This window comes from Streptomyces sp. UF-297 (genome assembly GCF_058245575.1).
In genome coordinates, this window is sequence record NZ_JBSIBZ010000066.1 from 14,320 (window position 1) to 27,444 (window position 13,125).

Annotated in this window: 10 protein-coding genes and 1 pseudogene; 4 read left to right on the plus strand and 7 right to left on the minus strand. The window is 68.5% G+C overall.

The features are described 5' to 3' along the window. Positions 1 to 26 precede the first annotated feature (26 nt). Together AC4IJH_RS30025 and AC4IJH_RS30030 are read left to right on the plus strand one after the other, a co-directional pair. Positions 27 to 620, plus strand: coding sequence for a TetR/AcrR family transcriptional regulator (locus AC4IJH_RS30025; protein WP_490855055.1), 594 nt, complete (start codon positions 27 to 29; stop codon positions 618 to 620). Positions 621 to 1,562: 942 nt separating this feature from the next. After that, positions 1,563 to 2,168, plus strand: a complete 606-nt coding sequence (locus AC4IJH_RS30030; protein WP_490855056.1) for a snapalysin family zinc-dependent metalloprotease — start codon at positions 1,563 to 1,565, stop codon at positions 2,166 to 2,168. A 495-nt stretch (positions 2,169 to 2,663) separates the two neighbouring features. Here AC4IJH_RS30030 and AC4IJH_RS30035 read toward each other — a convergent pair whose 3' ends face one another. The 6 genes from AC4IJH_RS30035 to AC4IJH_RS30060 form a co-directional block, all read right to left on the minus strand. After that, entirely contained in the window at positions 2,664 to 3,224 is a 561-nt protein-coding gene (locus tag AC4IJH_RS30035) for a cysteine hydrolase family protein (RefSeq protein WP_490855057.1), read from the minus strand. 725 nt (positions 3,225 to 3,949) lie between these two features. Further along, positions 3,950 to 5,266 carry a serine hydrolase domain-containing protein gene (locus tag AC4IJH_RS30040; protein ID WP_490855058.1) on the minus strand — a complete coding sequence of 439 codons (1,317 nt, stop codon included), beginning with the start codon at positions 5,264 to 5,266 and terminating at the stop codon, positions 3,950 to 3,952. 479 nt (positions 5,267 to 5,745) lie between these two features. Next, positions 5,746 to 6,684 carry a PI-PLC domain-containing protein gene (locus AC4IJH_RS30045; RefSeq protein WP_490855059.1) on the minus strand — a complete coding sequence of 313 codons (939 nt, stop codon included), beginning with the start codon at positions 6,682 to 6,684 and terminating at the stop codon, positions 5,746 to 5,748. Positions 6,685 to 7,267: 583 nt separating this feature from the next. Next, positions 7,268 to 7,726: a hypothetical protein gene (locus tag AC4IJH_RS30050; protein WP_490855060.1), complete on the minus strand. Its 459-nt coding sequence runs from the start codon at positions 7,724 to 7,726 to the stop codon at positions 7,268 to 7,270. 353 nt (positions 7,727 to 8,079) lie between these two features. Next, complete coding sequence (locus tag AC4IJH_RS30055) at positions 8,080 to 8,556, minus strand: hypothetical protein (RefSeq protein WP_490855061.1); 477 nt, start codon at positions 8,554 to 8,556, stop codon at positions 8,080 to 8,082. Positions 8,557 to 8,962: 406 nt separating this feature from the next. After that, the gene (locus AC4IJH_RS30060; RefSeq protein ID WP_490855062.1) at positions 8,963 to 9,409 is read right to left on the minus strand and encodes a GNAT family N-acetyltransferase; all 447 of its coding nucleotides are present in this window, start codon (positions 9,407 to 9,409) and stop codon (positions 8,963 to 8,965) included. Between the two features lie 439 nt (positions 9,410 to 9,848). Here AC4IJH_RS30060 and AC4IJH_RS30065 point away from each other — a divergent pair. After that, a pseudogene (locus AC4IJH_RS30065) lies at positions 9,849 to 10,067 on the plus strand (aminoglycoside phosphotransferase family protein); the annotation flags it as partial. 107 nt (positions 10,068 to 10,174) lie between these two features. Here AC4IJH_RS30065 and AC4IJH_RS30070 read toward each other — a convergent pair. Continuing rightward, positions 10,175 to 11,506: an MFS transporter gene (locus AC4IJH_RS30070; RefSeq protein WP_490855063.1), complete on the minus strand. Its 1,332-nt coding sequence runs from the start codon at positions 11,504 to 11,506 to the stop codon at positions 10,175 to 10,177. Positions 11,507 to 11,935: 429 nt separating this feature from the next. Here AC4IJH_RS30070 and AC4IJH_RS30075 point away from each other — a divergent pair, with 429 nt between their 5' ends. After that, positions 11,936 to 13,039, plus strand: coding sequence for an alpha/beta hydrolase (locus AC4IJH_RS30075; protein ID WP_490855064.1), 1,104 nt, complete (start codon positions 11,936 to 11,938; stop codon positions 13,037 to 13,039). Positions 13,040 to 13,125 lie beyond the last annotated feature (86 nt).

Here is a 13,125-nt window from a genome sequence, read left to right on the forward strand (position 1 = left end):
AGTAAACGCAGACGTATACTTTGTGTATGGGCGCGACGAGTACGGCATCTCAAAGGCGGGGGCGTGGCGGGCGGGAGCGCATCCTGGCCGCCGCCGCCCATCTGTTCGCGACCCAGGGGATCAACGCGACCGGCATGGAACAGGTCGCAGATCAAGCACCGGTGTCCAAGCGCACGCTCTACACGCACTTCCGGACCAAGGGCGACCTGGTGATCGCCCACCTCCAGGACCTCGTGTCATCAGGGGCCACCTTGGAGAGGTCTCTGACGCGCGAGGACATCCCGCCACGGGAGCGGATCCTCGGACTGTTCGACCAGCCCGCGGCGGACGCGGTTCCGGTGCGCGGATGCCCGTTCATCGATGCCGCGGCGGAGTTCCCCGATCCGGAGAACGCAGTGCATTCCTACGCCCGCGAACAGAAGCTGCGGATGGTGCAACTGGTCGCCGTACTGGTGACGGAACTGGGCTGCCGCGAACCCGCCGCACTCGCCGAACAACTGGTCACCCTCGCGGACGGGGCGGCCAGTCGTGCCATGGTGCTCGGCGAAGCGGACTACGGTCGGCACGCACGGGCGGCGGCGGAGATCCTTCTCGCACACGCCCTGCCGGGCACTGCCTGACCTACAAGACGCCGGTGCCACAACAGGGCTCCGCTCGGCCGAAATCGGCCATCGCACCCCCACGACCGGTGTCCATGGGTCCCGGCGGTGCGCTCGCTGTCGCCGTGTCGTCTTGAACGGCCGGATCGTCGATCGGGTGTGCGCGGCATCGCCCGTCAGCAGCCCGCGGTGGCTGCTGCCCGGCCCGCACGGAGCGACTGGACCACTTCCGCAGTAGCGCACTCCTCCTGTGGGTGCGGAGACGACCACGGCCGGAGCGACTGGCCAGCTCAGAACGAACATTCCGGGACGTACCCCAGGCGTGGGTGGCAGCTCTGCAAAAGTTTCACAGTCATGGGGCTGCTGTGGCACAAGTTCGGCGCTGTACCGTCGCGCACGACCGTCGGTGGCGCGGAACGGAGCGGCTTATGCCCATCCCCTGCACCGAATTGACACATCGAAGGCGTATTCCGCTCGGATGCGCGACTGGCGTGCAGCTTGCCAGGGCCATTGCGCCATCCGCATCGATACGGGCGACGCCACGTGCCGGTGCCGGCCGCCGCTGGCCGTGTCTACACCGGAGAACCCGCGGTTCAGGCACCGCGCCGGACGTCCTCCGTGTCAGGAAACGGACGTACCGCAGTGCCTGGCTCATGGCCGGTTGGGCAGCGGGTCCGACGGCGCAACCGCCTCCGAGGACACCGCCCCGCACGTCCCCCGTCGCCATGCCGGCCGGACCGAAATCTCATGAACTGCCGGGACTGGCAAGGCAGATGAGCCATCCCCGGCACCCCGCGTTGCGCGCTTCGTCATGCAGCCGGCGACCGGCCGGCGCCTCCCCGGCCCGTCCGGACGACGCGCGACCGCCGGCCGGCCTCGGCCCATCGGCACCACCCCCACCCACCCCACGCTCTCGGCTCCGAAGGAGCTGAGCCCCTCCCACATCAGAAGGGCAGGACAGCCATGCCACACAGCAGACGGCTGATATCAGCAGGCACCCTGCGGCTGGGCATAGCCAGCACCGCCGCAGCGCTCACTCTGGCCATGACACCGGCGGCACACGCCCAGTCCACGCCGGAGTCGGCCACCGCAAGGAGCACATCCGCCGTGGTGACACTCCGCTACGACGACAGCCAGGCCAGCAGTTGGAAGGCGGAGATCGCGGCCGGAGTCAACTCCTGGAACACGAACGTCGACAACGTCAAGCTGGTCAAGGCCGCGCCCGGCAGCCGGGCCGAGATCCAGATCGTGGCGACCAGCGGCTGGCCCCAGGCCACCCTCGGCCCGGTCCGCCCGGGCGGCCGTGCTCGTGTCGAACTCGGCAGCCAGGCGGTCACCCAAGGCCACGACAAGACCCGCATCGCCGCCCACGAGATCGGCCACAACCTGGGCCTGCCGGACACCAAGCCCGGACCGTGCTCCCAGCTGATGTCGGGCTCCAGTGCCGGCACCAGTTGCAAGAACGCGGTGCCCAACGCGGCCGAGCAGGCACGAGTCGAGGCCGCCTACGGCTTCGGCGCCGCGTCGCGCATCCCGGCCGACGGCCGCGTACTGGTGGACGCGCCGTAGTGCCGGAGCGTCCATAGCGCAATGGTCCTGAACGTGACACACGCTCAGGCGCCCGCCGCGCGCTCGGGCACTGCCCGGGCGCGCCAGGCCCTTGTCCTCCTCCCCCGCCACACCGCAAGGCGCGCCCTGGAGGACACAGTCCGGCGCTTTGCCACAGGGTCCGTTCCCGCAACGTCCCGCCCGTCACATCGACTACGCCCCCTCTGGGGGATGGTGGGCGTCGACCCGTGTGACGGCCCGCAGTCCGATCAGCTTGTTCGTCAGAAACGTCCCAGGGGAGCCCCGGACACACGAAAGCCCCGCCGTCGGGCCGACCACTGGCGTGGACGAAACGGCAGTTCCTCGACGGGATCAGATGGCGGGGGGCGGGTCGGTGCGCCCTGCCGGGACGTCCCGGACTGCTACGGCTCCTGGTGAGGGGTGTATTCGCTGTTCCGGCGGTGGCAGCGGGACCGCCGGAGCCGACGGCCCAAGATGCCGCCCCCTGGCCTCCCGCTATTGAGGCGCGATCGCCTTGACCCAGTCGTCGACGGTGACGACATCCGCCCACTGCGGGAACAGCCGCTCAATGAGGACCCGGTGCACCTCTGGGTCGGTGTCGAGACAGGCGTCGGAGAGGACGGTGAGGCCGAAGTCCATGTCGTTCGCCTGGCACAGGGTGGACAGCACCACAGCGCTGGTGGCGATGCCGGTGAGTACGAGGCTGTCGATACCGCGTGCCCTCAACACCACATCGAGATCGCTGCCCGAGAACGCGCTCGCCCGTCTCTTGGTGACCACCACGTCGCCCGGCCGGGGCGCGACCTCGGGGTGGATCTCGGTACCTGGGGCGCCCTCGACATAGAGGCCGGCCTGTGCGATGGCAGCGAGCGCCCTGTTGCGCGTGCCGACTTCCGGGAAACCGGGACGTAGCGCGATGACCACGTAGATCACGGGGATGTTCGCCGCCCGGGCCCCGTCGATCGCCCTGCGCAGGCGTGGCAGGTATCCGGAGCCGTCGTCGGCGATGTCCACGATGGCCCGTTGAACGTCCATCACAAGAAGGGCGCTGCTCATGTCGTCTCCAGGAACGAAGTCAGTTCGGTGTTGAAACGGGCCGGGTTCTGATGTTCGGATCCTACGCGGCCACGGGCACGGCGGTGGTGCGCCCCTCGGGCACGATGGAACGGGTGCAGGCGCCCAGCCGGCAGTTCGTGAGACGCAAGGTGAACGGCGCCGCCCGGCACGGCCTCGGCAGAGAGCCTCGCCAACCCGGGACACCACCGGGCGCCGCTCAGCTTGGCCCTTGCTCTCAGGGGTCGCAATAGGCCTCGAACCAGGCCGTTGCTCTCGGCGTTCTCCAGACTGCGAAGCAGCCTTTACCTGGTCATGTGCTCCGCCCCGAGGTGCCCTCGGCCAAGCCGAACGGCGAGGAATCAGCGCCGCACTCCACCACATCTGCTCAGGACCTGCTGTGGAAATGCTGGTCACAGCCACTCTTGACGACTGCGACCAGCACCTTCGCCTCGTAGCCGACAGCGGCGATCGCCTACGGCACGCGACCTGAGGGCTCGTCAATTGCCATATGCCATAACGGCATAGCCATGCCCAAGGTTCGGGTGAAGCCCCAACCACCAGGAGAACCGCATGGCCACACGCCACAGGCGGCAACACCCCCACCAGGCGGAGCAGAGGGCTCCGGCGCAGTGCGCCCGTAAGACGGCCTGGCTCTGGTGGAGGTGTACGGGGCCACGGTGCCGCGGCCCGTCAGCTGAGCCGGCTGGGGCCTGTCAGATCGCGGCTTACCTGCCGCAGAACACCTCCTTGATGAGCCTCTGCTGCGCCTTCTGGAACTCCTTCGCCTCGTCGATCGCGGCGCCCTTGCTGGTCAGCGAGGCGGTCAGGGTTTTCCTGCCGTCGGGTGTGCTGTACATCAGCGCCCCGTAGCCCTTGACGCCGCCGTTGTGGGTGAGGAGGGTGCCACCGCAGTTAGGGCCCGCGTCCTGCACCATCAGCCCGAGGCCGTAGCCGAGGGCGCCGCTCTTCGGGTGCGGCTTGCGCATCTCGGCCAGCAGCCGGTCCGGCAGAAGCTTGCCGCCCTGCAGTGCGGAGAAGAAGGTGTGGAGATCCTCGGTGGTCGAGATCATCTCACCGGCGGCGTGGATCCAGGAGGGGTTCTGGCGGGTGACGTCGACTACCTTCGGCCGGCCGGCGTCCTGGTAGCGGTAGTAGCCGTGGGCGTGCGGCCCGGGGATTCCCGTCCGGGTGCCCGGCACCTCGGTGCCCTGCAGCTTGAGCGGCCGCAGGATCCGCCGCTCCATCTCTTTGCCGTACGAGCGGCCGGTGACGTTCTCGATCAGCAGCGCGGCCAGCACGTAGTTGGTGTTGGAGTAGCTCCAGTCCGTCCCCGGCACGAACTTCGGCCCCTTGGACAAGGCCAGTCGTACCAGTTCCTGCGGCTGGTAGGTGTGGAACCGCTTGTCCACCCACTCCTTTCCCTGCCAGGGGATCCCCGGCACGTACTTCCCGTCGAGGGTGTCGCCGGTGTAGTCGAACAATCCGCTGGTCTGCTGCAACAGCATGCGCACCGTGATCTGCCGGTCCAGCGCGAACCGGGGCAGGTAGTCGGCCGCCGGGCGGTCCAGCCCGACCTTGCCCTGGGCGACCAGTTGCAGCACCACGGTCGCTACGAACGTCTTGGTGTTGCTGCCGATCCGGAAACGCCCGTCCGTCGACGGCTTCGCGCTCTCACCCAGCTTGCGCACCCCGGCGCTGCCGACCCACTCGCCCCGCTGATCGTGCACGCGCAACTGCACCCCGGCGAGACCGGCGTCGACGATGTCCTGGATGGCCTTTCGCAACTCCGGGCGGTCCTGCCCGGCCACGGCCTTCGGTACGGCCCTGCTGTCTGCGGTGGCCACTGCGGGTGTGGCCACCCCGGCCAGCAGCGCGGCCGCCAGCGCCGCCACCCCCGCTCGCCGGAAGGCCCGCGGCGTCCGGCGCCTCTTGCTCTTGGCACTCCTGGACATTTCTGGAATCCCCCAGTCGACGCCGTCAAGCACGGTCTCGTTGTGGAACGCCTTGCGCGGCCCCGAGGCCGCGTTCGCTGAACTGATCATGGCGACCACGGTCACCTGCCGCCCTGACGCCGAACCGTCACCGCACTGACACCACCCCTGACACGGTGTCATCTCAGGAAAAGGGCAGCCCGCCGGGGCAAGGTGACCTTGATCCGCGTGACAAGGACTGCCCTCTCCTCGGGGGCGTCATCACCTCACCCAAGCGAGTGCGATCGTCTGCGCGACCGCGTCAGCGTGGTCACCGTCGAGCTCGGGGTGGGTCCATGCGCTTCGATAAGCGGGCCGATGTCTTTCACGGGACGGTGACTGTCGCCGCGACCCGGCTGTGGCTCCGACCATGAAGGCAGGCTCCACTCAGGTGTCCTCCAGAGCGACCACACTCAACTCGAGTTCCCCGAACACACGTGACCACCAGGCTTGTCCAGCCGATCGCATTCGGAGCCAGATCGTGAGTGCTGTGGCGATGGCAGTGCCGAGGAACACGTCACCACGCTTGTTGTAGCGGGCGGCTCGGAGTGTCAGCTGCCGAAGGGGATGTCCTTCGGGGTGGCCATGCGGCGGGTGTCCGGGTGGGCCCTTACGTAGTCGGTGATGTAGGAGAGCGATTCCCGCACTGCGCTGTCGTCCGTGCCACAGCCCTTCTTCCCGCTGACACCGTCCGGGTAGCACGACATCCGGTAGCCGTAGATCAGGCTGTCCACGCGGGCGCCCTTGCCGGAGGAATCGAGCAGGGCGGCGGCACGCTCTTTGTCGCCCTTGCCGACCGTCCAGCCGGCGGTCTGTGCAAGCTTTCCGGCGTCCCGGTCCTTCCTGGCGGCCGCCAGTGCCTTGAGGATTTTGTCGAAATCCGTACCGAAGAGGGGGAGGTTGGACCCCAGCGTGGTGTGGCCGTGGTCCATCACACGCTGGCTGCCGGGGATTTTCGGCCCGTACTTGGCGTAGCCGTCGCGGACCTTCTCGTAGCTGCCGCTGTAAGCGACCGCCTCCTTGGAGTTCAGGTCAGCGATGGTGTTCTTCCAGCCGCTGCCGCCCTCGTTGCGCCAAAAGCCGTACAGCACCCGGATGCCCTTGCTCTCCAGCTTCTTGCGCGCCATGTCCCGCAGGGCGGCCACGGAGCAGTGGCGCCACTTGGGATCGCTGCTGTCGCAGTAGTCGGGGTTCTTGATGTCCAGCCAGACGAAGGAGACGTGCCGCCCGTTCACGTGCTCCTCTGCCACCTGGTCGAACATGTCGGACATGGTGTCGCCCCAGCTGGGGCGGGGGAAGGAGCTGCCGTCATGGTCCGCCCACCATCCCTGCTTCCAGGCGTAGGTGTCGATCTCCAGCGCGTTGGCCCCGTGCTTGAGCGCCGTGGTCACCCCGCCCTTGGTCAGTACCCGGTGGGCGATGGCCCAGGTAGGGCGCTGCTTGGCGGTGCTCGGCGTGGCCTGGGAGGGCGCGTCCTGCGGTACGGCCATCGCGGCTCCGGTTCCCAAGGTGGCTGCGGAGAAAGCGAGAGCCAGCGGGAACACTGCGGCGTGAAGTCGGCGTGGGACGGCCATGAGGGCGGGTCCTTTCTGTAGCCCGAGCTGCGCGTGTGGCGGCCCGTCTGCCGTGCGGAGGCTGTCGCCGTACAGCCGACCGGCCAACTGACCGCGGCCGCAGGGCTGCACGTCAAGTTACCTGCGGGGCATCATTGGCTGCATTCCGTACACGCCCGTTCGTGGGAAGAGAGCGGAAACTGGTGCTCGACGTACGTGAACTTCATGACTGCCGGACCACTGCCCGGCCTGAACAATTCCGCCGACGCCGCGCCGAAGCAGAATTGGTGTCAGCACGAGTACGGCACCGGGCCGCCCCGGAGCCCCGCTATATCCCTCCCTGCGACAAGCCGACGGTCCCGGACCAGTCGCAGATTCCGAACACGGCAGACCATTCTTCCTGCTACGACCATCTCGCCCAGGGATATGGCCTCCTCCACAAACCCACCCCCTCCAAGACCGATATGCCGGAAGGGAAGATGCGCCAATTGCGAAGCTGGGCCTCCGGATCAGCATCCGGTCAACGGCCGGACGTCAGAGCGCAGAGACTCAAGACCAGCCCGCCAGCAGAGATTCCCCCATGGATCCCAACCCAGAGCACCCATATCTTCACCTTCGAAATACGCGGAAACTCGGCTCGGTGCTCGGCCTGGTTGTCTGCGATGAGAACGGGCAGGTTCAGCCCTGGATGACGAAGTCCGACTTGATCGCGCAAACTGTCGGCCAGTCCGGAGTGAACGGCCCAACGCTCACCGTACTTGGTGCAAGCCACCGCCCCGAACGCCCCCAGAGCAAACAACGGCAACGTCACCACGAGTGAGGACGCGCGGAGATCACCGTGCTGCGCGAGGAAACCGAACCCGGCCGCAGCCACCACAATCACGACGTTGGTGAGCACCGCACGCTGATTCTCCATCTGGCGGGCCTCGTCACGCTGGCCCCTCCACAGCTCGAGCAAGACATCTGTGTCGTCTGCCATCCCGCCCCCCTACACCGCCCCTCGGCGAAGCACAACAACAACTACCGTGCCCCAAGAGTGAACCGCCCTGGGCGGAAGGGCGATGTCCCGGCAGCGCTCACCCCCCAGTCGGTCAAACCCCGATGACACCCGCTCAATCTCCGCTGTCGCAGGGCACCCGATATGACTGCCAGGGAGCACCCGGCGTATCCGGTGTCGGAATCCTCCGCGTGAAGGGAGAGGAACCGCGTCTCCCACGGCGCGGACCGATCGAGCCGTACCGGTACTGCGAGGACAGGCGGCAGAAGAGTTGTCGGCAGGGCGGAGAGTCGGGCGCGGATCGTGGTGCCCCTGGCACGGCACGGCTCTACCCCTCAGGTGGCGTTGGTGGAGGTGTCGCCTCCGCTGGGTTTCTCAAGAGACGCTCGATGAACTGCGTTGAGATAGTGGCGCGGCCGCCAGCGCGGCTCGTAGTCCGGGTGCTCGCGCCACCACCGGGAGACCCACACCAACATGTTGAAGTCATACCCCAGGTTCTGACGCAGGTTCTGCACCAGTCCCGGCTCCTCACTGCGGCCGTTGGCAACGGTCAGCCGCCAGGTGCTGATCTGCTCAGTGAGGCGCATAGCGGTGGAGAGCAGCGCGTTGGTCAGGGCGCGGACGGCGAACTGCTCCTCGCTGCCCTCGGGAAGTCGCGCCTTGAGCTCGCCGAGCCGGGCGTACAGGAAGTCCTTCAGCGGCGTGACGTCGGCTTCGGTGAGGTCGTCGGAGTAGGCCGGCTCAGGCAGCGGGGCGTTGTCCACGAACTCCAACGCTCGGCGGATGTCGTCCTCGTTCGGCTCTCTGCACACAGATTCCGCCTTCCCTTCGGGACGGCCCTTGGGCAATGTACGTCCTGGCGTTGACCGCGACAACGACACAGCGCGGAAGAGGGCGGCTGTCGAGCCCGTGATCCGTCGATTACGGCACCAGGGGCTGTCGGAACATTCATCGGCATCCCGCGCGCCGCTGGGCTTCGGGAGCCGCATCGCAGCGGCCCTGCCTTCTGCCTGAGCACTGCTTCAAACTCCGGGACGCCTTCTTCGACCGCGCCCCGGCTGCGGCAGGTCCGTGCCGGCCCTCCCCAACTGCAGCCCGCCGACGGGTTCCTGGCGCCCTCGGTGGACGTGACCGCTGGCTCCGCCCGGACGCCGCGATCAGTGCCGCCCACCTGTTCTCGCGCGCCTACGCCGCAACGGAGTGACCCGATGTGTCTCGTCAGGTCGCGAACCGCAGCTCGGGGCACTCCCAGAAGACCTTCGGCGGCGAAGGGGCAACTGTCCCTACCCGTACGGCTCCCAGGCGCCGGTAGAACTCCTCAGCGGGAGGGTGCGCCACCACGCGCACGTGGGCCAGGCCGGCTTCCCTGACCTGGTTGACCATGTGCTCCATCAAACGTCGGACGATGCCCATCCCCTGCGCATCGTCCGTCACGAATGCCAGGTCCAGCTCCGGCGGCTCCAGTACGAGAGCGTAGAAGCCCAGCAGCCGCCTGTTCGCATCGATGGCCACGAAGACCTGGTGACGGGCGATGTAGTCGGCCGTGACCAGGTGACCGGAGATGATCGAGGCGTACTCGCCCCGATAGGCGCCAGACGCCTGTATCAGTGCGGTGAGGCGCTCTGCATCCCGCACATCGGCACGTTTGATCGTCATGGATCTCATCGGCCGCAGTGTAGGAGCGAAGCCCAACTACGGTCATTGCGCATCGGGTTCTGATCCGCTTCCGAAACGCGCCCGGGAAAGGGCGAGCGGGAGAGGGTGGCGCCACGATCAGCTGGATATGACGAAGGCGCCGATGAAGAGGGCCATGTAGAGCAGCAGGATCGAAAACGCTATGGCCGCCACGACGAGGACAGCCTTCATCACGCTCTCCGCGGCCCGACGGTCGCGAACAGGCCGTAGAGGAAATTGAGGAGCACCCTCGCGTTCAGTCATGACGTCATCCTGCTGATCGCTACGGCAGCGGGCCATCCGCGCAAGTACTCACATGCGGCGGCCGTCTCCCCATGCCCTGCCTGGCCCGAGCGGCGAGTTGCCGCCGGGGAGCGTCGGCGGCCCGTGAGAGGTGCCGGGCCACTGAACGCGGCTCGGCCGGCACGTTCTGCGGTTCGCTGAGGCGTACGAGGAGGCCGGCGGGGTGCTGGCCGCCGCCGCGAGCGAGCGGCTGTACTGGCTGATACGGGACGCGCTGGCGTCCTCGGAAGAAGTGCAGTTGGTGGCACAGACATGGCGGGAGGCCGGTAGGACGGAGCTGACGACGCGCTTCGTGGAGGAGCGGCTGGATGCCTATGTCACCGCCCTGATGGACGCGCTGGGCTGACCAAGGCGGTCCGGGGCGCGGGCACGGCCTCATCACTCACCGCTCAACCAGGTGGGGAATCGAGCCGACCCTCGATGTGGCCGTTGCCGACGTGACGGGACAGAGCCTCAGTTGGCCGAGGTCAGGTCCTGGCCGGCGTGGGCTTGGGCAGGTTCGCGTACCAGGCAGGTGGCCGCGAGGGAGAGGGTGGCGGCGGCGGTCGCGGCCCAGGGGACGAGGCGGATGTGCCCGGCGTCGGCCAGGACTTCGGCCAGGAGAGGAAAGGTACCGCCGAACAGGGCGATGGAGAGGGTCAGGGGCAGGCCCATGGCCAGCACCCGGATGCGTACGGGGAAGAGACGGGCGAAGAAGACGTTGGCGGTGGCCAGGGGGCCGGCCAGGCAGGCCAGAACGAGGGCCGCCGCGATCCACGGAGGAAGGCGCTGTGCGCCGACCGCCGCGTAGGCGGGGACCGTGGCCAGCGCGGTGAGCAGCAGGCCGACGCGGAAAACCGGCCGGGCGCCGACGCGGTCCGCCAGCGCTCCGGCGGCGGCCATCATGGCGAGGAGCATCAGCAGCGGCGCGACCATCGCTGCGGTGCCCCGTGCGTCGGCCGGTCCTCCGGTGTGCCGTACGTATTCCGGCAGGTAGGTGATGGTGAGGTAGTAGCCGGAGGTGAGGCCGGCCGTCATGAGGAAGACGGCCATGGCGTTGCGCCTGACGAGGCGCCGGGAAGGGGAGCCCTGTCCGTCACCGTCCTGGCGGCCGGAGCAGGCGCAGGCGCAGGCCAGGAATTCCGGTGATTCCGCCGCCCAGCGGCGGATCAGGACGACGGTGAGACCGAGCAGCCCGCCCACGGCGAATCCGACGCGCCAGCCGCCCTCGCGCAGTTCCTGCGGCCCGAAGTGGGCGAGCAGGACCGCCAGCCCCAGGTAGCACAGCACCGTGCCGAGGATCGCGCCGCCGTAGGAGATGCCGCTGTAGAGCATCCGGCGCCCCGGCGGAGCCGTCTCGCTCACGTACGCGGCGACGGTGGAATTCTCGGCGCCCACGGCCAGGCCCTGGACAATGCGCACCAGCACCAGGAGCACCACAGAGCCCGCGCCGAAGTCGTCGGCGGTGGGCAGGGCCGCAAGGGCGAAGCTGCCGACCGCCACCACCGTCATGGACAGCAGCATGGCCGCCCGGCGGCCCCGGCGGTCGCCGAACCGGCCGAGCAGTACGCTGCCCAGCGGTCTGGCCAGGAAGCCCACGGCGAATCCGGTGTAGGAAACCAGCGTCCCCGCCGCGCCGGGCGCGACCAGCTGGCCGGAGAAGTACGGGACCAGCAGCGCGTAGATGGTCCAGTCGAACGTCTCGACCGCGCTGCCCGCCGTGGCCGCCCACAGGCTGCGGCCTCCCGCCGTCCGCCTGCCCTCGACGCCATCCTGCCTGCCGATGCCCGCCGGTTCCCGCAACATGCCCCGTATCTCCCCTGTCTCCCCGTGTTTCGTGCGCACGTCGCCCCCGCTTGAGTTCGACATCGGCGAACGACTCGTCAATCTGAAGGCAGGAAGTGAAGTAAGTGAAGTACGCGGTGGTGCACGGCCCTTGTGCGGTGGTGAGAGGGCCGCGCGTGTTCACGGAGGAGGAGCCGTCCGGGAACTGTCGGCGCACGGCGCCGATCCGCTCGGTGGGTCCACCCGGTTGGCGTCCCCGGCATGCGACCGGAGCAGGCCCGTGGTGAGTTGAGGCTGTGGCGCGGGGCTCCAGCGACAAGGCCGCAGCACTCGTGCGCTGGACAGCGAGGCTCCTGCATCGGCCCGGTGCCGCCCTGCCCGGTCGACGTGCAGGGCGTTGTCGTCACACGAGCGGCGGGGCCACGCCCGCCCCGGACAAGGAAGCCCGCCATGACCGACTGCCCCGCCCGTCCCACCCTGGAACCGCTGGCTCAGGCCCTCGCCGACGACACGGATCCGCCCTTCTGCTTCCAGATGCCCCTGGCCCAGGGCCGTCAGTTCACGGAGGAGAGACAGGCCGGAACCATCGCGCAGCCGGCAGTCGACGAGGAATGGATCACCGTCAGGGGCGGGCCCACCGGAACGGTGGACCTCCGTATCGTCCGCCCTGCCGGGACCGCCGGAGCACTGCCCGTAATCCTCTACCTTCATGGCGGTGGCTGGGTCTTCGGCAACGCCCGCACCCATGACCGGCTGGTGCGCGAACTCGCCACCGGTGCACGGGCCGCCGTCGTTTTCCCGGAGTACAGCCCCTCCCCCGAGCACCGCTACCCGGTCGCCCTTGAGCAGGGCTACACCGCCGCCCAGTGGATCGTCGACAACGGCGCCTCCAAGGACCTTGACGCGGCCCGGATCGCGGTCGCGGGCGACTCCGCCGGCGGCAACATGGCAGCGGCCCTCACCCTGATGGCCAAGCAGCGCGGCGGCATCCACCTCACGGCCCAGGTGCTCTTCTACCCGGTCACCGATGCGGCCTTCGACACCCCCTCCTACCACCGGTTCGCCGAGGGATACGGCCTGCGCCGCGACGCCATGCAATGGTTCTGGAACCAGTACACCAGCGACGAGACGGAGCGGGCGCAGCTCACTGCCTCGCCCCTGCGGGCCACCACCGAACAGCTCACCGGCCTGCCACCCGCACTCATCATCACCGCCGAGGCCGACGTCCTGCGCGACGAAGGCGAGGCCTACGCCGCCAAACTCCGCACCGCGGGCGTCCCCGTCACTGCCGTCCGCTACACCGGCATCATCCACGACTTCGTCGTACTCAACGCCCTGCGCCCCACTCACGCAGCCGAGGCAGCCATCAGCCAGGCAACGGCCTACCTGGCCACCGCACTCCATTCACACGCTCCCCGCCGAGCAGCCTTGACGGCCACGCTCCTCGGACACCCCTGCACGACCCGGCGGCCGGCCTCATCAAAGAGCCCCCAACCACCAGCAGGCCAGCCGATCCACGAGCCTCAGAGGGACCCGGTCTCGCGGGCTTCCTGAGCCAGGACCCCGACGCCGTCACCGCCAGCCTTAGCCTCACCGACAGCTCCGACGTCATCGAAGGTCCCATCAATCGCGTGAGACGA